21 protein-coding genes are annotated in these 21,719 nt (G+C 70.7%); 18 read left to right on the forward strand and 3 right to left on the reverse strand.

Annotated features, from left to right (window positions below; genetic code table 11):
• Positions 1-42: 42 nt before the first annotated feature.
• Positions 43-1,005: an electron transfer flavoprotein subunit alpha/FixB family protein gene (locus tag OG242_RS25630; protein ID WP_405900379.1), complete on the reverse strand. Its 963-nt coding sequence runs from the start codon at positions 1,003-1,005 to the stop codon at positions 43-45.
• A 47-nt stretch (positions 1,006-1,052) separates the two neighbouring features.
• Positions 1,053-1,838 carry an electron transfer flavoprotein subunit beta/FixA family protein gene (locus OG242_RS25635; RefSeq protein WP_405896540.1) on the reverse strand — a complete coding sequence of 262 codons (786 nt, stop codon included), beginning with the start codon at positions 1,836-1,838 and terminating at the stop codon, positions 1,053-1,055.
• Between the two features lie 109 nt (positions 1,839-1,947).
• Here OG242_RS25635 and OG242_RS25640 point away from each other — a divergent pair, with 109 nt between their 5' ends.
• The 4 genes from OG242_RS25640 (at position 1,948) to OG242_RS25655 (ending at position 6,766) form a co-directional block, all read left to right on the forward strand.
• Complete coding sequence (locus OG242_RS25640) at positions 1,948-2,688, forward strand: TetR family transcriptional regulator (protein WP_405900380.1); 741 nt, start codon at positions 1,948-1,950, stop codon at positions 2,686-2,688.
• A 119-nt stretch (positions 2,689-2,807) separates the two neighbouring features.
• On the forward strand, positions 2,808-3,209 hold the full coding sequence (locus OG242_RS25645) for a hypothetical protein (RefSeq protein ID WP_405900381.1): 402 nt from the start codon (positions 2,808-2,810) through the stop codon (positions 3,207-3,209).
• Between the two features lie 192 nt (positions 3,210-3,401).
• A complete protein-coding gene (locus OG242_RS25650) occupies positions 3,402-6,137 on the forward strand; it encodes a cellulose binding domain-containing protein (RefSeq protein ID WP_405900382.1) in 2,736 nt (911 codons plus the stop codon).
• A gap of 104 nt (positions 6,138-6,241) precedes the next feature.
• Entirely contained in the window at positions 6,242-6,766 is a 525-nt protein-coding gene (locus OG242_RS25655) for a hypothetical protein (RefSeq protein WP_405900383.1), read from the forward strand.
• Between the two features lie 176 nt (positions 6,767-6,942).
• On the opposite strand, the gene OG242_RS25660 is transcribed toward OG242_RS25655, so the two are convergent.
• Complete coding sequence (locus tag OG242_RS25660; RefSeq protein ID WP_405900384.1) at positions 6,943-7,827, reverse strand: SIS domain-containing protein; 885 nt, start codon at positions 7,825-7,827, stop codon at positions 6,943-6,945.
• Between the two features lie 185 nt (positions 7,828-8,012).
• Between OG242_RS25660 and OG242_RS25665 the strand changes: the two genes are divergently transcribed.
• From OG242_RS25665 to OG242_RS25730, 14 genes are all read left to right on the forward strand, one after another.
• Positions 8,013-8,813 (forward strand): DeoR/GlpR family DNA-binding transcription regulator, encoded by an 801-nt coding sequence (locus tag OG242_RS25665; RefSeq protein ID WP_405900385.1) that lies wholly within the window; start codon positions 8,013-8,015, stop codon positions 8,811-8,813.
• Positions 8,814-9,245: 432 nt separating this feature from the next.
• Positions 9,246-10,256, forward strand: a complete 1,011-nt coding sequence (locus OG242_RS25670) for an ABC transporter permease (protein WP_405900386.1) — start codon at positions 9,246-9,248, stop codon at positions 10,254-10,256.
• Positions 10,253-11,197, forward strand: a complete 945-nt coding sequence (locus tag OG242_RS25675) for a carbohydrate ABC transporter permease (RefSeq protein ID WP_405900387.1) — start codon at positions 10,253-10,255, stop codon at positions 11,195-11,197. The genes OG242_RS25670 and OG242_RS25675 overlap by 4 nt, the downstream gene beginning before the upstream one ends.
• A 51-nt stretch (positions 11,198-11,248) precedes the next feature.
• On the forward strand, positions 11,249-12,889 hold the full coding sequence (locus OG242_RS25680) for a hypothetical protein (protein WP_405900388.1): 1,641 nt from the start codon (positions 11,249-11,251) through the stop codon (positions 12,887-12,889).
• A gap of 39 nt (positions 12,890-12,928) precedes the next feature.
• On the forward strand, positions 12,929-14,104 hold the full coding sequence (locus OG242_RS25685; protein ID WP_405900389.1) for a Gfo/Idh/MocA family protein: 1,176 nt from the start codon (positions 12,929-12,931) through the stop codon (positions 14,102-14,104).
• Between the two features lie 83 nt (positions 14,105-14,187).
• Positions 14,188-15,363, forward strand: a complete 1,176-nt coding sequence (locus OG242_RS25690) for a ricin-type beta-trefoil lectin domain protein (RefSeq protein WP_405900390.1) — start codon at positions 14,188-14,190, stop codon at positions 15,361-15,363.
• Between the two features lie 326 nt (positions 15,364-15,689).
• Positions 15,690-16,688 (forward strand): MBL fold metallo-hydrolase, encoded by a 999-nt coding sequence (locus OG242_RS25695; RefSeq protein ID WP_405900391.1) that lies wholly within the window; start codon positions 15,690-15,692, stop codon positions 16,686-16,688.
• 59 nt (positions 16,689-16,747) lie between these two features.
• On the forward strand, positions 16,748-18,097 hold the full coding sequence (locus OG242_RS25700) for an ATP-binding protein (protein ID WP_405900392.1): 1,350 nt from the start codon (positions 16,748-16,750) through the stop codon (positions 18,095-18,097).
• Positions 18,094-18,519, forward strand: coding sequence for a roadblock/LC7 domain-containing protein (locus OG242_RS25705; protein WP_405900393.1), 426 nt, complete (start codon positions 18,094-18,096; stop codon positions 18,517-18,519). The genes OG242_RS25700 and OG242_RS25705 overlap by 4 nt, the downstream gene beginning before the upstream one ends.
• Entirely contained in the window at positions 18,516-18,869 is a 354-nt protein-coding gene (locus tag OG242_RS25710) for a DUF742 domain-containing protein (protein ID WP_405900394.1), read from the forward strand. The genes OG242_RS25705 and OG242_RS25710 overlap by 4 nt, the downstream gene beginning before the upstream one ends.
• Positions 18,847-19,461 carry a GTP-binding protein gene (locus OG242_RS25715; RefSeq protein WP_405900395.1) on the forward strand — a complete coding sequence of 205 codons (615 nt, stop codon included), beginning with the start codon at positions 18,847-18,849 and terminating at the stop codon, positions 19,459-19,461. Before OG242_RS25710 ends, OG242_RS25715 begins: the two co-directional genes overlap by 23 nt.
• The gene (locus OG242_RS25720) at positions 19,458-20,732 is read left to right on the forward strand and encodes a cytochrome P450 (protein ID WP_405900396.1); all 1,275 of its coding nucleotides are present in this window, start codon (positions 19,458-19,460) and stop codon (positions 20,730-20,732) included. The genes OG242_RS25715 and OG242_RS25720 overlap by 4 nt, the downstream gene beginning before the upstream one ends.
• A 104-nt stretch (positions 20,733-20,836) precedes the next feature.
• Positions 20,837-21,235 carry a cell division protein SepF gene (locus OG242_RS25725; RefSeq protein WP_018523534.1) on the forward strand — a complete coding sequence of 133 codons (399 nt, stop codon included), beginning with the start codon at positions 20,837-20,839 and terminating at the stop codon, positions 21,233-21,235.
• 7 nt (positions 21,236-21,242) lie between these two features.
• The gene (locus OG242_RS25730; RefSeq protein ID WP_405900397.1) at positions 21,243-21,638 is read left to right on the forward strand and encodes a nucleotide pyrophosphohydrolase; all 396 of its coding nucleotides are present in this window, start codon (positions 21,243-21,245) and stop codon (positions 21,636-21,638) included.
• Positions 21,639-21,719 lie beyond the last annotated feature (81 nt).

Raw genomic sequence — 21,719 nt, forward strand, 5'->3', positions numbered from 1 at the left:
CCGCGCTCACCGCCCCGGCCGGGCGCCGTGGTTGAGGGGGTGTCAGCCCTTGCGGGTGTTGATCTCCTCGGTGAGCTGGGGGACGACGTCGAAGAGGTCGCCGACGACGCCGTAGTCGACGAGGTCGAAGATCGGGGCCTCGGAGTCCTTGTTGACCGCGACGATCGTCTTCGAGGTCTGCATCCCGGCCCGGTGCTGGATCGCACCCGAGATACCCGAGGCGATGTACAGCTGCGGCGAGACGGACTTGCCGGTCTGGCCGACCTGGTTGGTGTGCGGGTACCAGCCCGCGTCCACCGCCGCACGCGAGGCGCCCACCGCGGCACCCAGCGAGTCCGCGAGCGCCTCGATGACCGCGAAGTTCTCCGCACCGTTGACACCACGGCCACCGGAGACCACGATCGCCGCCTCCGTCAGCTCCGGACGGCCCGTCGACTCACGCGGTGTTCGCGACAGCACCTTCGTGCCCGTCGCGGCGGCGGAGAACTCCACCGCCAACTCCTCCACGGTCCCGGCGCCCGCGGCCGGTTCGACGGGGGCCGAGTTCGGCTTCACCGTGATGACCGGGGTGCCGTGCGAGATCCGGGACTTCGTCGTGAACGACGCCGCGAACACCGACTGCGTCGCCACCGGACCCTCGCCCCCGGCCTCGACGTCGACCGCGTCCGTGATGATCCCCGACCCGATCCGCACCGCGAGCCGCGCCGCGATCTCCTTGCCCTCCGCCGACGACGACACCAGCACCGCTGCGGGCGACACCGCCGCGTGGGCGGCCTGCAGCGCGTCCACCTTCGGTACGACGAGGTAGTCAGCGTACTCGGCGGCCTCGGACACCAGCACCTTGACCGCGCCGTGCTCGGCGAGCACACCCGCCGTACTCGCCGCACCCGCGCCCACCGCGACCGCGACCGGCTCACCGATCCGGCGCGCGAGCGTCAGCAACTCCAGCGTCGGCTTGCGGACCGCACCATCCACATGATCGACAAAGACGAGAACTTCAGCCATCAGACCTACTCCTGCACATCAGCGAAACGAGGAACAAACGAAACGGACTAGATGAACTTCTGGCCGGCCAGGAACTCGGCCAGCTGCTTGCCGCCCTCGCCCTCGTCCTTCACGATCGTTCCCGCGGTGCGGGCCGGACGCTCGGTCGCGGAGTCGACCGCGGTCCAGGCACCCGCCAGACCCACCTCGTCGGCGTCGATACCCAGATCGTCCAGGTCCAGGGACTTCACCGGCTTCTTCTTCGCCGCCATGATCCCCTTGAACGACGGATAGCGCGCCTCACCGGACTGGTCGGTCACCGACACGACCGCCGGGAGCGACGCCTCCAGCTCCTCCGACGCACTGTCCCCGTCACGACGCCCACGCACGACACCGCCCTCGACGGACACCTGCGACAGCAGCGTCACCTGCGGCACACCCAGCCGCTCCGCGAGCAGCGCCGGAACCACACCCATCGTCCCGTCCGTCGACGCCATCCCCGAAACAACCAGGTCGTACCCGGTCTCCTCGATCGCCTTCGCCAGCACCAACGACGTACCCAGCGCGTCCGTGCCGTGCAGATCGTCGTCCTCGACGTGAACAGCCTTGTCCGCACCCATCGACAACGCCTTGCGCAACGCGTCCTTGGCATCCTCCGGACCCACCGTCAACACGGTGACCTCCGCATCATCAGCCGCCTCCGCGATCTGCAACGCCTGCTCGACCGCATACTCGTCCAGCTCCGACAGCAGACCGTCGACATCCTCACGGTCCAACGTCAGGTCATCGGCGAAATGCCGGTCACCGGTCGCGTCGGGCACGTACTTCACACAGACAACGATCCTCAAGCTCACGCCGGCTCTCCCTGTACCTGGTGGTCTCCTGCGGGAATCCTATGGCACTCAGTACCCTTCGTAAAGGTACCCAGTGCCGGGGTGCTGCTTTCGGTGTTACGTTTCCGGCATGACCGAAGACCGGCGGCCGGCCAAGAAGCCCCCCATGCGTGACGTGCTCGCCGAGGCGGCCTTCGCGCTGTTCCTGGAGCGCGGGTTCGAGCGGACCACGGTGGACGACATCGTCGCCAGGGCGGGGGTGGGGCGGCGCTCCTTCTTCCGCTACTTCCCCTCCAAGGAGGACGCGGTCTTCCCGGACCACGAGCGGTGCCTCGCGGACATGACCGCCTTCCTGAGCGCCGCCGAGGGCGGCGACCCGGTCGCCACGGTGTGCGACGCGGCCCGTCTGGTACTGCGGATGTACGCGGAGAACCCCGAGTTCTCCGTACAGCGCTACCGGCTCACCCGCGAGGTGCCCGGGCTGCGCACGTACGAGCTGTCCGTGGTGCGCCGCTACGAGCGGACCCTCGCCGGCCATCTGGAGCGGCGGTGGGCCGAGGACCCGGACGCGGGACCGGACGCCTCGCTGCGTGCCGAGGTGATCGCGGCCTCGGTCGTCGCCGCGCACAACAACGGCCTGCGGTCCTGGCTGCGTTCGGGCGGCGAGGGGGACGCGGGGGCCGAGGTGGACCGGGCGCTCGAGCTGGTGCGCGCGGTGTGGGGCGCGGCGGACGAACGCCCCGCCGCGCAGGTCCGGGCGCCGCAGGCCGTGAGCGTGAGCGACGACGAGGTGATCGTCATGGTCGCGCGCAAGGGCGCTCCGATGTGGCGCGTGGTGCAGCACATCGAGTCCGCGCTCGGCAGCGCCTGAGGTCCCGGCTCACCACCTCGCGGCACTCAGTGCCTTTACTCCTGGAACTAAGTGCCATACGGTGCCGGTGTGCCGTTGCCGAAGGTGCGGCGTACCGAGTCGAGCGCGGGAGGCGGAACGTGTTCAGTACCGGAATCGACGTGGGGCGGCCGGCCCGCGAGACGGTGGAGCCGGACAGCCAGGAAGGGCTCGTCTACCAGGTCTGCCGCTGGTGCCACACCGCCTCCTTCCGTAAACTCCTGTGCCCCGTCTGCGCGTCGAGCGACCTGGAGTCCGAGCAGAGCGACGGCTACGGCGTCGTCGTGCGCTCCAACGTCGTGAACCGCTACTCGCGCGTGATGCGCAACGAGTCGCTGGTCCGCTTCCCCGAAGGCTTCGTCTACCGGTGCCGGATCGTGGGCGCGGCCCCGCACCTGGTGAACGTCGGCGACCGGGTACGGCCGGCCGGCGGCAGGACCTCCGTGGCCGGCGAGGTCGTGCTCGAACTCTGCGACCCGCCCGGCTCGGCCGGCTGGTACTGACGCGCGCGGGGCCGGTTGCCGCCCCGCATCGGTCGCCCCGACGCGTCCAGGATTCATCCGATGAACTTTGCGCCCGCCCTTCTCCCGGAGGGGCGGCGCCGCTACCATCGGGACGCGAAATGGGAGCGCTCCCACATCCGTTCACGCCCTTAACCGCCTTTGTCGGCGGCCCTGTTCGGAGAGGACGTTTCCGTGCGCTCAAGCGCAAGACCCTTTGCCACCCTGGTGGCGGCACTCACCCTCACAGCGGGGCTCTTCGCCGCCGGCGCCCCGGCGTCGGCGAAGGACAGCGACGCCGCGCCCGCCACCCAGGCATCCGATGTGTCCCTCGCGGCGGACACGTACGACTGGAAGAACGTCCGCATCGACGGCGGCGGTTTCGTCCCCGGGATCGTCTTCAACCGGACCGAGAAGAACCTCGCCTACGCCCGTACGGACATCGGCGGCGCCTACCGCTGGGACCAGTCGGGCAAGCGGTGGACGCCGCTGCTCGACTGGGTGGACTGGGACCACTGGGGCTGGACCGGGGTGGTGAGCCTCGCCTCGGACTCCGTCGACCCGGACAACGTGTACGCCGCCGTGGGCACGTACACGAACGACTGGGACCCCACCAACGGAGCCGTACTGCGCTCGTCGGACCGGGGCGCCAGCTGGAAGGCGAGCACGCTGCCGTTCAAGCTCGGCGGCAACATGCCGGGCCGGGGCATGGGCGAACGCCTCGCGGTCGACCCGAACAAGAACTCCGTGCTCTACCTCGGCGCGCCCAGCGGCAACGGCCTGTGGCGGTCGACCGATTCGGGCGCCACCTGGTCCGAGGTCACGGCCTTCCCCAACCCGGGCGACTACTCCCAGGACCCCACCGACACCAGCGGCTACGGCAACGACAACCAGGGCATCGTCTGGGTGACGTTCGACGAGCGCAGCGGCAGCAAGGGCAGCGCCACCCAGGACATCTACGTCGGGGTCGCCGACAAGGAGAACACCGTCTACCGCTCCACGGACGGCGGGGCCACCTGGTCGCGGATCGCCGGGCAGCCGACCGGATACCTGGCCCACAAGGGCGTACTCGACTCCGAGAACGGCTACCTCTATCTCACCCTGAGCGACACCGGCGGCCCGTACGACGGCGGCAAGGGGCAGATCTGGCGGTACGCCACCGCGACGGGGGAGTGGAAGGACGTCAGCCCGGTCGCCGAGGCGGACACCTTCTACGGCTTCAGCGGACTCACCGTGGACCGGCAGCACCCCGGCACGGTGATGGCGACCGCGTACAGCTCCTGGTGGCCGGACACCCAGATCTTCCGCTCCACGGACAGCGGGGCGACCTGGACCCAGGCATGGGACTACACCAGCTACCCCAACCGCTCCAACCGCTTCACCCAGGACGTCTCCTCGGTGCCGTGGCTGACCTGGGGCGCCAACCCGACGCCGCCGGAGACCACGCCCAAGCTGGGCTGGATGACGGAGGCCCTGGAGATCGACCCGTTCGACTCCAACCGCATGATGTACGGCACCGGCGCGACGGTCTACGGCACCGAGAACCTCACCAACTGGGACTCCGGCAGCCAGTTCGAGATCACCCCGATGGTGAAGGGCCTGGAGGAGACCGCGGTCAACGACCTGGCCAGCCCGCCGTCCGGAGCACCGCTGCTCAGCGCGCTCGGTGACATCGGCGGCTTCCGGCACACCGACCTCGACGCCGTGCCGGACATGATGTTCACCTCGCCCAACCTCACCTCCACCACGAGCCTCGACTTCGCCGAGGGCAGCCCGGACACGGTGGTCCGGGTCGGCAGCGCCGACGCCGCCCCGCACATCGGCTTCTCCACGGACAACGGCTCCAACTGGTTCCAGGGCTCCGAGCCGTCCGGGGTGACCGGCGGCGGCACGGTCGCCGCGGCGGCCGACGCGAGCGGCTTCGTCTGGAGCCCGGAGGGCACCGGGGTGTATCACACGACGGGGTACGGGAGTTCGTGGTCGGCGTCCACCGGGATTCCGCAGGGCGCGACGGTCGAGTCGGACCGCAAGAACCCGAAGAAGTTCTACGGGTACAAGGCCGGCACCTTCTACGTCTCGACGGACGGCGGCGCGACCTTCACCGCGAAGGCGTCGAGCGGCCTGCCCACCGAGGGCAACGTCCGCTTCAAGGCGGTGCCCGGCACCGAGGGCGACATCTGGCTCGCGGGCGGCGCCACCACGGGCGCGTACGGCCTGTGGCACTCCACCGACTCCGGGGCGACCTTCACCGAGCTGACCGGCATCGACCAGGCGGACTCGGTGGGCTTCGGCAAGGCGGCCGCCGGCGCCTCGTACCGGACGCTCTTCGTCTCCGCGAAGATCGGCGGGGTGCGCGGCATCTTCCGGTCCACGGACGCGGGCGTCACCTGGACCCGTATCAACGACGACGCCCACCAGTGGGGCTGGACCGGCGCCGCGATCACCGGTGACCCGCGTGTCTTCGGCCGGGTCTACGTCTCCACCAACGGACGCGGGATCATGTACGGCGACTCCTCGGACGGCGACGGCGGCGGCACCGACCCCGGTACGGACCCGGGGACCGACCCCGGCACCGATCCGGGCACGGACCCCGGCACCGACCCCGGTGACGCCGCGTGTTCGGTGACGTACAAGGTCACCAACCAGTGGTCCGGCGGCTTCCAGGCCGATGTGACCCTCACCAACACCGGCGGTGGCGAGCTGGACGGGTGGAAACTCGCCTGGACCTTCCCGGACGGGCAGAAGGTCGGCCAGATGTGGAACGCGACGCCCACGCAGGACGGGGCGAAGGTGACGGCCGCCAACGTCTCGTGGAACGGCAGGGTCGCACCCGGCGCCTCCGCGGGCTTCGGCTTCACCGGCACACTGAGCGGCGGCAACACGTCCCCGAACGCCTTCACCCTGGGCGACGAGGTCTGCGCCACCGGCTGACGTGGGGTGCGGGGCCCCGCGGTCGGGGGCGGGCCTGGCGGCCGGGCCCGCCCCCGACACCCTCTTACTGGCCCTGTACAGGTTCGTCGGCCATACTGCCCGCCGTGGAGCAGCGCATAGACCCGAAGACCCAGCCCGCGTACGCCGCAGGGACCGACCCGGCGTACATCCCCGGTCTCACGGCCCCCCGACCCGCCGCGAAGGCGGAGGAGGAGCCGGAGAACACCGAGGAGCCCGCAGTCGCCGACGCCGTCGTGGAGCCGTCGGCCGACGAGGCGCCGGTGGCGCAGGACGAGGAGGAGCAGGAGGAGCAGGAGGAGAACGACGAGAGCGGCGAAGAGGCCGCCGAGGGGACCTCGTTCGAGGTGAGCGACCGGCGTGGCTCGATCTCGGCCGGCCCCGCGGGCGTCCGGTTCACGCTGGACGACCAGCAGGCCGACTTCGGCTGGGACGAGATCGGCGCGGTCGAACTGAAGCCGGCCCGCTTCGGCCGCAGGTTCACCGTGACCGTCCACCTCTCGTCCAAGCGCTGGTTCAACGGCGAGGTGGAGGCGGAGTCCCGCGGCAGCCTCAAGGAGTGGGCCGAGGGCTTCGACGCGGTCCTGGACGCCTACTTCGAGGAGTCCTGACCGGGGGCTCCGGTGGCCGCCCTGAGCGCCGCGCAAGCGCGAGGGCTGAGTTCACCCCAGCCCTCCCCTCCCCGAACCGGGGCTCTGCCCCGGACCCCGCGCCTCAGACGCCGGCGGGGCTGAATTTCAGCCCGTCCGGCGTTTGAGGACTGGGGGTTCGGGGGCAACGCCCCCGATCAGGCGTCGGCCAGGACCACCGAGCGGGTCAGGTGGCGCGGGGCGTCCGGGTCGAGGCCGCGGGCGGCGGCGCGGGCGACGGCCAGGCGCTGGACGCGGACCAGGTCGGCCAGCGGGTCCAGGCCGCTCTCCACCCAGCGGGCACCGGTCTCCAGGAGCTGCTCGCGCAGGCCCTCGGGGGCGGTGCCGAACATCCAGGTGGCGGTGGTGTCGGTGGCGATGGAGATCGGGCCGTGGCGGTACTCCATCGCGGCGTACGACTCGGTCCAGGAGAGCGAGGCCTCCTTCATCTTGAGCGCGGCCTCGTTGGCGAGGCCGGTCGTCCAGCCGCGGCCGAGGAAGGTGAACTGCGTGCAGTCCACGAGGCCCTGCGGCAGCGGTTCGGCCAGTGCCTGCTCCGCGTCGCGGACCATGGCGTCGGTGTGCAGGCCGAGGTGGGCGCGCAGCAGCGTCAGCAGCGTGGTGGCGAACCGGGTCTGGACGACGGACTGTTCGTCGGCGAAGTCCAGGACGACGACCGCGTCCGCGGCCGTCATCACCGGGGTCCCGGGGTCGGCGGTGACGGCCACCGTGGGGGTGGTGCCGCGCAGCCGGCCGAGGAGTTCGAGCACCTCGGTGGTGGTGCCGGAGCGGGTGAGCGCGACGACCCGGTCGTAGCGGCGGCGGGTGGGGAACTCGGACGCGGCGAAGGCATCGGTCTCGCCCTGCCCGGACTCCTCGCGGAGCGAGGCGTATGCCTGAGCCATGTAGAACGAGGTGCCGCAGCCGACGACGGCGACGCGCTCGCCGGGCGCGGGCAGCGCGGCCGCGTGACTCGGGGCCAGCTCCGCGGCGCGGCGCCAGCAATCCGGCTGACTGGCGATCTCGATCTCGACAAATGACACTTTTGCACTCCGTACTGGTGATGGGATGCTCGTTTACGCACGTTACCCGCGACGAGCGAGCATTATCAAGCATTCTGCTTGCAGGAGGCTTGACTCGCTGGAGCCTTGTGCGACCCTTGCGCCTGTCCGGTGATCGCGCCCAAGGGGATGGGCGCACGCAGCCCGGACGTGTGAGGAGAACTCTCTTGTCCAGGGACGCCCGGTGGAACGCACTGCTGGAACTCGTAGGTAAGAACGGCCGGGTGGACGTCGAGGACGCCGCGAAGACGCTGGACGTCTCGGCCGCGACCATCCGACGGGACCTGGACCAGCTCGCCGAACAGCAACTGCTCACCCGGACCAGGGGCGGCGCGATCGCCCACGGCGTCAGCTACGAGCTGGCCCTCCGGTACAAGACCGGCCGGAACGCCCCCGAGAAGCAGGCCATCGGCCGCGCCGTCGCCGAACTGGTCGCGGTCGGCGAGGTGGTCGGGCTCACCGGCGGTACCACCATCACCGAGGTGGCCCGCTCGCTCGCCGTCCGCGCGGACCTGGTGGGCGAGGGCGCCGGCGGGGCACCGGGGCAGCCCACGCTCACGGTGGTGACCAACGCCCTCAACATCGCCAACGAGCTGGTGATCCGGCCGCAGATCAAGATGGTGGTCACCGGCGGTGTGGCCAGGCCCCAGTCGTACGAGCTGACCGGTCCGCTGGCGAGCGGGGTGCTCGGCGAGATAACGCTGGACGTGGCCGTGCTCGGGGTCAACGCCATCGACACCGAGCGCGGCGCGTACGTGCACCACGAGGGCGAGGCCAGCATCAACCGGCTGCTCGCCCAGCAGGCCCAGCGCGTGGTGATCGCCGCCGACTCCTCGAAGATCGGCAAGCGGGCCTTCGCCCGGGTCTGCGACCTCTCCCTGGTCGACTTCCTGGTCACCGACCGGGGCATCTCGCCCGAGGCGTCCGCCCGATTCACGGAGGCCGGCGTCACGGTCGTCGCCGTCTGACCCCTCGCAGCACCCCACGGCGGGCCGCCGCGCACCGAGTGCGCGGCGGCCCGCCTTTCCGTGTGCGCTCAAACCGGTTCGATGTGCCGGACCGTGCATGAAGCGTGCACAACCAAGCACAACCACGCACGGATGGGTCGGTTCTGACGGGGGAACAGTGCGATCCGGAGCCGGTCCGTGAGCATCAACCGCCCCTTATGCGGCGATTGCCGGGTCTGGGACGCCCTGCGGTGCTGCGCGAAGCGACTTTTGCTTGCCCATAGATGTTCGTTACCTCTGCGAAACGAACAACTCTTGCCATACGGGCGCACGGTCGTGAACTATGTGCCTGTCGCCGCGAAGGAGCAGCGGCCGCACTTCCCGTAGTGCGCGCCGTCCTCCACGCATGCGGGACGTTCTCTCGCTCCATCAGCCCTGGAGGTGCCTGTGACGATGGCAAACACGCCGGTCACAGCTGCGCGGCCGCCCGTGCCGCAGCCCCGCGATCCGGAAGACGCGGACCGCCCCGCAGGGAGGAAGGGCAAGAAACACCGAATACGGCAGCCGCTCCGCCAGCGCCTGAAGCGGGACAAAGCACTTCTGCTCTTCTGCCTGCCCGGCGTGCTGTACTTCGCGCTCTTCTTCTACCTGCCGCTCGCGGGCAACGTCATCGCATTCCAGGACTACCAGCCGTTCCTGGGCTTCAAGCAGAGTCCGTTCGTCGGGATGGCGAACTTCACCGCGCTGCTGGCCGAGCCCGAATTCTGGAGCGCGGTGTCCAACACCCTCCAGATCACGGCGATCCAGCTCCTCCTGTACTTCCCGGCACCGATCGCCCTGGCGCTCCTGCTCAACTCGCTCATCAGCGAGAAGATCAAGCGGTTCATCCAGACCGTCGTCTACCTCCCGCACTTCCTGTCCTGGGTCGTCGTCGTCGCGATGTTCAAGCAGGTACTCGGCGGCGCCGGCTCGGTCACCACGCTGCTCATGGAGCACGGGGTCAGCATCGGCAACGTGATGACGGACCCCGGCACCTTCAAGTTCCTCATCACCGCGCAGGCCATCTGGAAGGACTGCGGCTGGGGCACGATCATCTTCCTGGCGTCCATCGCCTCGATCGACATGGGCCAGTACGAGTCGGCCGCCATGGACGGCGCCGGCTGGCTCCGCCGGATCTGGCACATCACCCTGCCGGGCATCCGGCCGGTCATCCTGATGCTGCTGATCCTGCGGCTCGGCGACATCCTCTCCGTCGGCTTCGAGCAGATCCTGCTCCAGCGCGACGCCGTCGGCCCGGACGCCGCCGAAGTCATGGACACCTACGTCTACTTCCACGGCGTCGTGGACGGCGACTGGGGCATGAGCACCGCCGCCGGACTGATGAAGGGCGTCATCGGATTCGCCCTCATCCTCGCCGCCAACAAGCTGGCCCACCGCTTCGGCGAGCAGGGAGTGTACCGATGAGCCAGTCCCTCGCGACCCGGCTGCGCGCCGCCCGGTCCGGTCCACGTCCCCGCAAGTCCGACGGCAGGCCGCCGTGGATGGAGCGCCCGCACTGGTACGGGCAGGGCGCCAAGGGCCTCGCGCTCGTCGTCCTCACCGTGATCGTGCTCTACCCGTTCGTCCTCGCCATCGGCACCAGCCTCGCCGGCCGCGAGGAGCTGAACGCCAACGGCGGTTACGTACTGATCCCGCACCACCCGACGCTGGAGGCCTACCGGGTCATCCTGTCCGGGGGCGTGGTCACCCGGGCGGCCGTGGTGTCCATCTTCATCACGCTGATCGGCACCGCGCTGAGCCTGGCCTGCACGGTGATGATCGCGTACGGCACCTCGCGCCCCGGCACGGTCCTCGCCAAGCCGATCCTGCTGCTCGTACTCGGCACGTTTCTCTTCGCGCCCGGCATCATCCCGACGTACCTGGCGGTCCAGCAGTTCCACATGCTGGATACGTACGCGTCACTGATCCTTCCGGTCCTGCTGAACGCCTTCAACATCGTCGTCGTCCGCTCCTTCTTCCAGAGCATTCCGGAAGAGCTGTACGACGCGGCGCGCATCGACGGCGCCGGCGAGGTCACGGTCCTCTTCCGGATCGTCCTGCCGCTGTCGAAGGCGGTCCTCGCCGTGGTCGGCCTGTTCTACGCCGTCGGGTACTGGAACAGCTTCTTCAACGCGGTGCTGTACCTCAACGACGCCGGCAAGTTCCCCATCCAGGTGATCCTGCGCAGCTACGTCCTCAACGGGCAGAGCATCAACGCCTCCGCCATGGGCGTCCACTCCATACCGCCCGCGACCTCGCTGCAGATGGCCGTCCTGATCATCGCGATCGTGCCCATCTTCTGCGTCTACCCCTTCCTGCAGAAGTTCTTCGTCAAGGGCGTCCTCACCGGGGCCATCAAGGGCTGAACCGCCCGCCCCGCACCACCGCCCCGCCCGCCACCCACTTCAAGGAGCCCCATGTCCACCCACCTCTCCCGACGCGGTTTCATGGGCGCCGCGGGAATCGCCGGCCTCACCGTCGCGGGCCTCTCGACCCTGAGCGCCTGCGGCAGCGGCGCCACGGTCAGCAAGGGCGGCGCCAAGGCGTCGGCCAAGCTGAAGCTCCCGACGTACGTGGCGGCCCAGACCGCCCCCGCCGACCTCGCGGGCAACGCGGCGGGCCTCGACGCCACCTACCTGCGCTACCCCAAGGACCTCACCAAGTCCGTGGCCAGGACGCCCGGCGACGGCAGCCGCATCACCGCCCTCACCGAGACGTTCACCACCCCCGCCCCGCCGCAGGGCAAGAACGCCTACTGGCAGGAGCTGAACAAGCGCCTGGGCGCCCGGTTCGACATGACGATCGTCGTGGACCAGGGCGTCGACGCCTACCTCACCAAGTTCAACGCCATGATGGCCGGCGGTGACATACCCGACCTCGTCTGGTTCCCGCCCAACCAGGGCATCCAGCGCGTCCCCGAGCTCCTGGACGCCAAGTTCCACGACCTCACCCCCCACCTCTCCGGCGACGCGGTCAAGGCGTACCCGAACCTGGCGAACCTGCCGACCACCGCCTGGAAGACCGCCGTCGTCAACGGCAGGATCCGCGGCGTCACCGTCGCCTACGGCTCCATGGGCCAGGTCTACGTCGTCAACCAGGACTTCTGGAAGCCGGTAGGCGGCGCCCACTTCACCAGCGCCGAGGACTTCCTCGCCAAGGGCAGGGAACTGCTGGACGCCAAGCGCAACAAGTACGTCCTGGAACCGGCGTACGTGAACCACATCGGCCAGTTCGCCCAGTGGTTCGGCGCCCCCGCCGCCTGGCGCCTCGAAGGCGGCAAGCTCACCCACCAGTACGAGACGGAGGAGTACCAGGAGGCCCTGGCCTTCGCAGTCAAGGTCGCCAAGGCCGGCCTCTTCTGGCCGGACCCCAACCTCAGCACCACCATGGAGAAGATGGCGCAGGGCTCCCTCGGCGCCTACGTCCAGTCCTTCCCCAGCTTCCTGGTCGACGCCAAGACGTACGACTTCCCGTTCGGCGTCATCGTGCCGTTCGCCGCCAAGGAAGGCGCCACGCCGCACTACAGCATGGGCTACGGCTCCGTCGGCTACACCGCGATCAACAAGAAGGCCGACGCGAAGCGCGTCAAGATGCTGCTGCGCGTCCTGGACTACCTGGCCGCCCCCTTCGGTACGGAGGAGCGCCTCTTCCTCGACAACGGCATCGAGGGCAAGCACTGGACCCGCACCGCCAAGGGCGACGTCAAGCTCACCCGCAAGGGCAACTCCGAGGCCGTCACCACCGCGATGCCGCTGGCCTTCCTCGCCGCCGGACCCGAGTACGTCTACCTGCCGGGCCAGGGCGAACTGGCCGGCAAGATCCACGGCTGGCAGCAGGACCTCCTCAAGATCGCCCAGTCCAACCCGACGAGCGGCCACTTCTCGGACACGTCCACCAGCAAGGGCGCCTCGCTCACCACCGCCATGAGCGACATCCAGCTGGACATCGTCGCCGGCCGCAAGCCGGTCTCCGCCTTCAAGGACCAGCTGCGCAAGTGGCGCTCCGGCGGCGGCGACAAGATGCGCGCCGAGTTCGAGGCCTCGCTCGCCGGTAAGTAGTCTCCGCCCGCACCACCCGTACCAACCGAAGGGACCCCCGTGTCAGACCTGCGACTCGGCGTCATCGGGCTCGGCCTGCGCCGGTCCATCGCGATGTCGGCCCACCACCCCGGCCAGGGATCGGCGATCACCGCCGTCTGCGACCTCGACCCGGAGGTGCGCCGGCGCGAGGCCGAACGCTTCGGCGCCGAGATCGCGGTCGAGGACTACAAGCTGCTCCTCGGCCGGGACGACCTGGACGCGATCATCGTCGCCACCCCGGACGACACCCACGAGGTCATCGCCATCGACGCCCTGCGCGCGGGCAAGGCCGTCTTCGTCGAGAAGCCCCTCGGCATCACCGTCGAGAGCTGCGACAACATCCTGCGCGCCGCGTACGAGACCGGCTCCCGGCTCTACGTCGGCCACAACATGCGCCACATGGGCGTCGTCCGCCTGATGCGCGACATCATCGCGCGCGGCGACATCGGCGAGCCCAAGGCCGTCTGGGTACGCCACTTCGTGGGCTACGGCGGCGACTACTACTTCAAGGACTGGCACGCCGACCGCACCCGCACCACCGGTCTGCTCCTCCAGAAGGCCGCGCACGACATCGACGTGCTGCACTGGCTGGCGGGCGGCTACACCCAGCGCGTCAACGCGCTGGGCGACCTGCTCGTCTACGGCAACCTGCCCCGCCGCGAGCCCGACACCCCGCGCCCCGAGAACTGGCTGCGCGAGTTCGACTGGCCGCCGACGGCCCGCAAGGACCTGCATCACATCGTGGACGTCGAGGACGTCTCGGTGATGAACATGCAGCTCGACAACGGGGTCGTGGCCGCCTACCAGCAGTGCCACTTCACCCCCGACTACTGGCGCAACTACACCGTCATCGGCACCGAGGGCCGGCTGGAGAACTTCGGCGACGGCCCCGGCGACGAGGTCAAGGTCTGGAACACCGGCCCCAGCGGCTACCGCGCCGACGCCGACATCACCTACCGGGTGCCCGAGGCCAAGGGCTCCCACGGCGGCGGCGACGGCCGGATCATGGAGGAGTTCTGCCGGTTCGTGCGCGACGGGGGAGTCACCGACACCTCCCCGGTCGCCGCCCGGATGAGCGTCGCCGCCGGCGTCCTCGCGACCCGCTCCCTGCGCGAGGGCGGTGCGCCCCACGAGGTGCCGGCCCTCGACCCCGAGCTGATCGCGTACTTCGAGCGCGGTCAGGTCCGTTCCTGAGGATCTGACCGGGAAAGACCGGCCCAGGGCCGCACGGCCCCGGGCCGAGGCCCCCTTCCCCCCATCAGAAGCAGGTGCACCGCATGAGACTGCGCCACTTGTTCAGCACGCTCACCGCATCCGCCGCAGCAGCCGCGCTCGCGCTGCTCGGCACCGCACCCCCCACCCAGGCCGCGGAGCTCGGCACGACTCCCGGCACCTACACCAACTACTCCTTCTCCGGCGCCCCGGTCCTGACCGACGTCACCTGGTCCACCACCGTCCAGCACGACCCCGGCTACCGGGCCAACGTCTTCTGGAGCCACCAGTTCGGCTTCGACAAGGGCAACGGCGCCTACCTCGGAATGCAGTCCAACGGCGGCTCGAAGCGGACGCTCCTGTTCTCCGTCTGGGACGTCTCCGAGGCGAAGGCCGGCTCGACGGGCAGCTGGTGCCAGTCCTTCGGCGGCGAGGGCGAGGGCATGAGCTGCCGGATGAACCTCGACTGGACCGCCGGCCACCGCTACACCTTCACGGTCGCAGCCGAGGGCGGCGGCTGGTTCGGCGCCACCGTCGCGGACACCGCCACCGGCGCCTCGTACGAACTCGGCTCCATCAAGACCCCGGCCACCGCCATCTCACCCGGCGGCATGGTCGACTGGACCGAGTACTTCGAGTGGAACGACCCCCGCGCCACCTGCTACGACCAGCCGTTCAGCGACGCCCGGTTCGGGGTGCCGACGGGCAACGGCGGTACGGTCACCGCCTCGGTCTCGGGGACGTCCGACAGCGGCAACGCCTGCGCGCCGATGACCCGGACCGACGTCTCGGCCGGTGCGACGGTGCAGAACCTCGCGGTCGGCAACTCGGTGCGCGGCGCGGTGACCGGGCAGGCCGGAAAGTGCCTGGACGCCTCCGGGGGCGTCGCCGACGGCGTGGTGGCCGATCTCTACCGCTGCTCGGGCGGCGCGAACCAGGCCTGGGTGCGGGCGGCCGACGGCTCGCTGCGACTGCCGTCCGACTACTGCCTGACCGCCGACGGCACGGGCAACGGCGCGGCGGTGCGCGTGCGCGACTGCGCCGGTACGGGGACGGGCGGCGCCGTCACGGACGCGGCCCGGCAGTGGACGTACAGCACGAGTGCGCACACCCTCGTCAACAGGGCGTCGGGCCGCTGCCTGGACGTCCCGGGCGGTGACACCACGGACGGCACCGCGCTCGTGGTGTGGGACTGCGCGGGCGGCGCCAACCAGCAGTGGAACGTGCCCGCCACCTTCTAGGCGCATCTGAGCCACGGGCCCCCGGCACACCGCTTCAAGCGGCCGTGCCGGGGGCCCGTGGGGTCTGTTTTCGGCCATGCTCAGTGGGTAATCGACGCCTTCCGGTTTGACGGTGCCCCCTTCCGTACCGGTGACGGAGCCGGATTGGTTCGGGCTGGTATACCCGCTTGAACCGGAAGATTCCGTACGGGGACGGTCGCGCATGCTCTCGTACGGTCACTGCTCGTACACCCCCATGACCGGTCAAGGGCTGTTTCAAGCCAAAGGCGGGACCGGATGTCCAGGTTCGAACGCGCGACCGGAAAGGGGTCGGCATAATCGCGTCCATGTCGATCACAGGTGGGGATGTCGTTGACCTTGGCAGGGGCCTTTACGCATGGCTCCCGCCGAAGCGTGGCTGGGGGCTGGCCAACTGCGGCCTGCTCGTCTCGCCCCGCGGCGCACTGTGGATCGACACCCCGTACGACCCGGTGCTCGCCGGACAGTTCCTCGCCGAGTCCGGAAAGCGGCTGCCCGACGGCGTCACCATCGACCGGGTCATCGTCACCCACGCCAACGGCGACCACTTCTGGGGCGCGGGCGTGCTCCCGGACGCCGAGATCATCGTCACGCGCGAGGCCAGGGAGCACATCCACTACGAGCCCACGCCGCAGCAGCAGCACGCCCTCGTCATCGGCGGCGACCCGGCCACCCCGCTCGGCTCCTACCTCGCCCGGCACTTCGGCCCGTTCGACTGGTCACAGACCGAACCGGTCCGGCCCACCACCTACTTCACGGGCGAGCTCGAACTGACCCTCGGCGACTACCCGGTGCAGATCACCTCGCTCGCACCCGCCCACACCACCGGCGACCTGATGGTCCACCTGCCCGCCCAGGGCGTGGTGTTCAGCGGCGACATCGTCTTCGCGTCGTCCCCGGAACAGCCCGGCGACCACCCGTGCCACTGGGAAGGCCCGCTGAGCAACGTCATCGCGGCCTGCGAACAGGTACTCGCCACCGGCGCCGAGACCATCGTCCCGGGCCACGGACCCGTCATCGACCGGGCCGGTGTCCGCGAGCACATCGCGTACCTGGAGTACATCCGCGAGCGCTCCCACGCCCTCCACGCCGCCGGCGTCCCCTCCATCGACGCCGCCCGGCAGATCATCGCCGAGGGCCGCTACCCCGCACTCGGGCTCCCCGAACGGCTCGTGATCACCATCGGCAGCGAGTACCGGCAGCTCGACGGCTCCGAACGACCCAGTGTGGTCCAGGTCATCACCGACGTGGCCACGGTCGCACAGGAAGTGGAGCAGGCCGGTGAAACGGCAGGCAGCGCCGGCTGACCTCCCGGTCCGCCGCGCGCACCGGAGGACCGACCCGACGACAGAAACGCGGTAACGACATGGCATGGATCGTCACAGTGATCGCCGTCGTCGCCGCGGTGGCGGGGTTCACCCGCGCGTACCGGACCGGCCTCTCCGAGCAGCAGGCCGTCACCCGCGCCGAACTCGCCGAGCGCCAGGCCAAGGCCGCCGAGGCCCGCACGGCCGCCCTCCTCGACGAGATCCGGCAGCTCGCGCGCAGACGGATACCCGCCGCCGCCCTCGCCCTCTCCCACCCCAGCGCCACCGTCCCCGGACTGCGCGAGGCGGCCGAGGTCGACGGCGGCGCCGCCCTCCTGCTCACCGAGGCCGTCCAGGCCGCGCGGACCGCCGTGCTGGAGGAACGCGGACGCGTCGACGCGGCGGCCCGCGCCGCGATGCGCGGCACCTCCGCCAAGATCCAGTCGCTGCTCAACCAGTCCCAGCAACTGCTGCACGAGCTCCAGCACGAGTACGACGACCCGCGCATCCTCCAGCTCGACTTCCGCAACGAACTCGCCCTGCGCCGCACCCAGTCCACCGCCGTGCTCTGCGACGCCTGGCCCGGCCTCGCCCGGCAGAACTCGCCGCTCGTCGAAATCGTCCTCGGCGCCCAGTCACGCGTCGCCGGCTACGAACGGATCAAGGTCGCCAACCACCTGCGCGACGAACGCCTCGCGCTCGCCGCCCGGGCCGCCGAACCCCTCGCCATCGCCCTGGCCGAACTCCTCGCCAACGCCACCGCGTACTCCCACCCCGACACCGACGTGCAGGTCACCGTCCAGCAGAGCGGCGGCCGAGGCGCCTTCCTGGTCGTCGACGACGCCGGCATCGGCATGGACGAGGACGCGCTCGAACGCGCCCGCGCCCTCCTCGCCGGCCCCGCCGATGTGCTGCTCACCGAACTCGGCGACCCGCCCCAGACGGGCTTCGCGGTCGTCGGCCGGCTCGTCGTGCAGTACGGCTTCGACTGCCACATCGAGGCGTCCCCGTTCGGCGGCATGCGCACCATCCTGCGGGTCCCCGCCCACCTCCTGACCGTGCTCGACGAGGACCGCGACCTCTCCGCCCTCGCCCCCGCGCCCGTGTCCGCCGCCGCCCCCGCACAGCCCGCCGCCCCGGCCGGAGCGGCCACCACGGCCGCCACCGAGCCCGCCGCACTGCCCAGCCGCCGCCGTCGCGCACCACGCCGCACCCCCGCCGCGGCGCCCGCGGCCCGGGCCGCCGAGCCGTCCGCCGGACAGCTGTCCCGTACACCGGAAGCGGCAGGGGCTTCCTGGGCGGCCCTCCAGCAGGGCACCCTCAACGGCAGGAGCGTCACCGGGCGGCACCCCGCACCGGACACCGGCGCCCGCGACCACCAGGACGACCAAGGAGACGACGAGAAGTGAGCGCCCCCAGCCCGAACTCAGGCGACCTCGCATGGGTGCTGACCCCGCTGCTGGAACTGCCCGGAGTCCAGCACGCCGTGGTCGCCACCGGCGACGGCCTCGTCGAAGGAGCCTCGCCCGGCCTCGACCGGGCCTCCGGCGAACGGGTCGCCGCGATGACGGCCACCCTGCACGCCGCCGCCCGCGCCTTCACCACCGCCTTCACCGACGTCGAGACCCCCCAACTGGCCCAGACCGTCGTCGAATCGGACCTGGGCTTCGCCATCGTCGTACCGGCCGGCCGCAACACCACCCTCGCCCTGTTCGCCGAACCCGGCGCCAAACTCGGCGACATCGCCTACCAGATGCAGGTCCAGGTCACCGCGCTCACCCGGGCGATGCACGCACCCACCCGGCAGCCGGACACCGCCGCCCGGCCATGACCCCCGGCCCAGCACGCCGTCTGATCCCCGCCTACCTGGTCACCGGCGGCCGGCCCCGCCCCGCCGGCCCCGCGCTCGACCGGCTCGCCGTACTCGTACGCACCGACGCGCCCGTACCCGACGACGCCGGAACACAGGCACGCCGGCTCTGCGCCCTGCTGGAACCGGGCGCCCTCACCGTCGTCGAGTGCGCGGCCCACCTGGACCTGCCGGTCAGCGCCACCGTCTTCCTGGCCACGGACCTCGCGGCCACCGGACTACTGCTCATCCGACCGCCGATACCCAGTGCCGGGCAGATCGACAGGTCGCTCGTCGAGAGGCTGCTCGTTGGACTCCGCTCCCTCCCCTGACCGGACCGGCGTCGGCTACCTGCCCGCCGCCGCCCGGACCCTGATGAAACTCGTCGTCACGGGTCCCTTCGGCGTGGGCAAGACGACCCTGATCCGTACGCTCTCAGAGATCGCCACCCTCCACACCGAGGAGGCGATGACCCAGTCCAGCACCCGGATCGACTCCACCGCCGGACTCCCCGAGAAGACCACCACCACGGTCGCCATCGACTTCGGCCGCCTGACCGTCCCCGACGACCTCGTCCTCTACATGTTCGGCACGCCCGGCCAGGAGCGGTTCCTGCCGCTGTGGGAGGACATCGCCCGCGGCGCGCTCGGCGCCCTCGTCCTCGTCGACACCCGCCGGCTCGCCGACTCCTTCGCCGTGATGGACATGGTCGAGGAGCAGGGACTGCCGTACGCGGTCGCGGTGAACCGTTTCCCCGACGCGCCCGCGCACAGCGACGAGATCCTGCGCAAGCACCTCGATCTCGACGACACCACCCCGCTGATCCAGTGCGACGCGCGCGAACGCCGCGGCAGCATCGACGCCCTGATCGCACTCGCCGAACACGTGCTGACCCGCATGCCGCAGCCCGAGGACGCCTCATGACCACGTACGCACCGCCGCCGCAGCCCCTCGCGCTGTTCGGCCCGGCCTTCGCGGCCGACCCCCAGGGCCACTACCGCGCCCTGCGCGAGCACGGCCCGCTCGCACCGGTGCGGATCGCCCCCGACATCGACGCGATGCTCGTCACGGACTACCAGGCCGCCATCGACCTGCTGCGCGACACCCACACCTTCAGCAAGGACCCCCGCGCCTGGCAGGCCACCGTCCCGCCCGACTCGCCGGTGCTGCCCGTCCTCGGCCACCGTCCCACCGCGCTGTTCAGCGACGGCGCGGTGCACGCCCGCTACCGCCAGGCCATCAACGACAGCCTCGCCCTCATCGAACCGCACGTCCTGCGCGCCGAGGTGGCCCGCGTCGCCCGCCAGCTCATCGGCCGGTTCGCCGGCACCGGCAGCGGCGACCTCATCGCCCAGTACGCCCGCCGGCTCCCGATGCACATCTTCGTCACCTGGTTCGGCGCCGACCCCGGGGACGGCGACCGCATCGTCGACGGCGTCGCCGGAATGATGAACTCCGCCGCGGACGCCGCCGCCGCGTACGCCGACCTCGTCGACGTCGTCACCCGCCTCGTCGCCGAACGGCGGGCCAGACCGCGCCGCGACCTCACCTCGTACTTCCTCGCCCACCCGGCCGGCCTCGACAACGACGAGACGGTACGCCAGATCACCCTCGTCATGAGCGCGGGCAACGACCCGATGACCAACCTCATCGGCAACGCCACCCTCCACATGCTCACCGACGAGCGCTACGCCGGCTCCCTGCACGGCGGCGCGATGACCGCCCACGAGGCGATCAACGAGGTGCTGTGGCGGGACCCGCCGCTCGCCAACCTCGCCGCCCACTACCCGCGCCACGACACCGAGTTCCACGGGGTGCGGCTGCGCGCCGGACAGCTCGTCCTCGTCTCGTACGCCGCCGCCAACACGCAGTCCGCCCCGCCCGTCTCCGACGACGGCGTACGGTCCGGGGCCGGGGCCCACCTCGCCTGGTCGGCGGGGCCCCACCGCTGCCCCGCCAAGCAGCCGGCCCTGCTCATCGCGATGACCGCCATCGAACAGCTCACCAGCCTCCTGTGCGACGCGGAGCTGGCCGTCCCGGCGGAAGAACTGCTGTGGCGGCCCGGCCCGTTCCACCGCGCGCTGGCACACCTCCCGATCCGTTTCACCCCGCTGGACGCCGGCACCGCCCCGAACCGGCCCGTCACGGTCGCGGACCCCTCGGACGTGATTCCGGCGGGCGCGATCGATTCCTGAGCCGTGTCGCTCGTAGGCCGAACGGGTGAGCCGGGGGACAATCGCCCGATGAACAGTGAGCGCAGCCGGCACAACGCCGACCGACGTGCGGACGGGGTGGTCCGGTGAGCAGGTACGACAGGTACGACGTCACGGACGAGCAGTGGGAGGGGCTGGCCCAGGTCGTACCGCTGCGCAGCCGCAACGAGTGGCCCTCCAGGGTGGATCACCGCACCGTCCAGGACGAGCCGGAGGCCGCCGAGCAGCGGCGCATGGTGGTGTTGCGGGTGCAGGTCTTCGCCGACGCCCGCGAGGTCGCCGAATACCTGGTGGCCCAGGTGCCGGTGCTGCTCGACCTGACCAGCGCCGAAGGCGATGTGGCCAAGCGCATCCTGGACTTCACCAGCGGTGTCGTTTTCGGCCTCGGCAGCGGAATGCACCGGGTGGACCGCAACGTCTTCCTCCTGTCGCCCGTCGGCATGGAGGTCGAGGGCGTCACGGCGGCCGGGGTGCCGGGAGCGTAGGAGACCGGTGACCGAACTCGACGTACGGACCCTCCAGGAGCGGCTGGCCGGCTTCGCGGCCGCGCGCCACTGGGGGCCGTACCACACCCCGAAGAACCTGGCCGCGGCGCTGAGCGTGGAGGCCGCCGAACTCCTGGAGATCTTCCAGTGGCTGACCCCCGAGCAGTCGGCGCGGGTCATGGAGGACCCGGCGACGGCGCCCAGGGTCGCCGACGAGGTCGCGGACGTGCTCGCGTACCTCCTCCAGTTCTGCGAAGCGCTGGGGATCGACGTCCTGGCGGCGCTCGCGGCCAAGATCGAACGCAACGAGTCGCGCTTCCCGGTCCCGGAATCCGCCTCCGGCCCCGCGCCGGGACCGGCCCACGGATCAACGAACGGCCAAGATCGTCACTCTTCGGAGTGATCGACTTGTCCACACTCGATTGAGTGTCCACAGATTTCCGAAATCCTCTGGCGTTCCGGTGCGGCCACCCTCACTGTGGGT

This window comes from Streptomyces sp. NBC_00727 (genome assembly GCF_045161745.1).
Classification (GTDB): Bacteria; Actinomycetota; Actinomycetes; order Streptomycetales; family Streptomycetaceae; genus Streptomyces.

Excerpts from the sequence above, each read along its gene's own strand:
- OG242_RS25630 (WP_405900379.1), bottom strand. The coding sequence starts at position 1,005 with ATGGCTGAAGTTCTCGTCTTTGTCGATCATGTGGATGGTGCGGTCCGC.
- OG242_RS25720 (WP_405900396.1), top strand. The coding sequence starts at position 19,458 with ATGACCACGTACGCACCGCCGCCGCAGCCCCTCGCGCTGTTCGGCCCG.
- OG242_RS25680 (WP_405900388.1), top strand. The coding sequence starts at position 11,249 with ATGTCCACCCACCTCTCCCGACGCGGTTTCATGGGCGCCGCGGGAATC.
- OG242_RS25700 (WP_405900392.1), top strand. The coding sequence starts at position 16,748 with ATGGCATGGATCGTCACAGTGATCGCCGTCGTCGCCGCGGTGGCGGGG.
- OG242_RS25640 (WP_405900380.1), top strand. The coding sequence starts at position 1,948 with ATGACCGAAGACCGGCGGCCGGCCAAGAAGCCCCCCATGCGTGACGTG.
- OG242_RS25675 (WP_405900387.1), top strand. The coding sequence starts at position 10,253 with ATGAGCCAGTCCCTCGCGACCCGGCTGCGCGCCGCCCGGTCCGGTCCA.
- OG242_RS25670 (WP_405900386.1), top strand. The coding sequence starts at position 9,246 with ATGGCAAACACGCCGGTCACAGCTGCGCGGCCGCCCGTGCCGCAGCCC.
- OG242_RS25695 (WP_405900391.1), top strand. The coding sequence starts at position 15,690 with ATGTCGATCACAGGTGGGGATGTCGTTGACCTTGGCAGGGGCCTTTAC.
- OG242_RS25690 (WP_405900390.1), top strand. The coding sequence starts at position 14,188 with ATGAGACTGCGCCACTTGTTCAGCACGCTCACCGCATCCGCCGCAGCA.
- OG242_RS25710 (WP_405900394.1), top strand. The coding sequence starts at position 18,516 with ATGACCCCCGGCCCAGCACGCCGTCTGATCCCCGCCTACCTGGTCACC.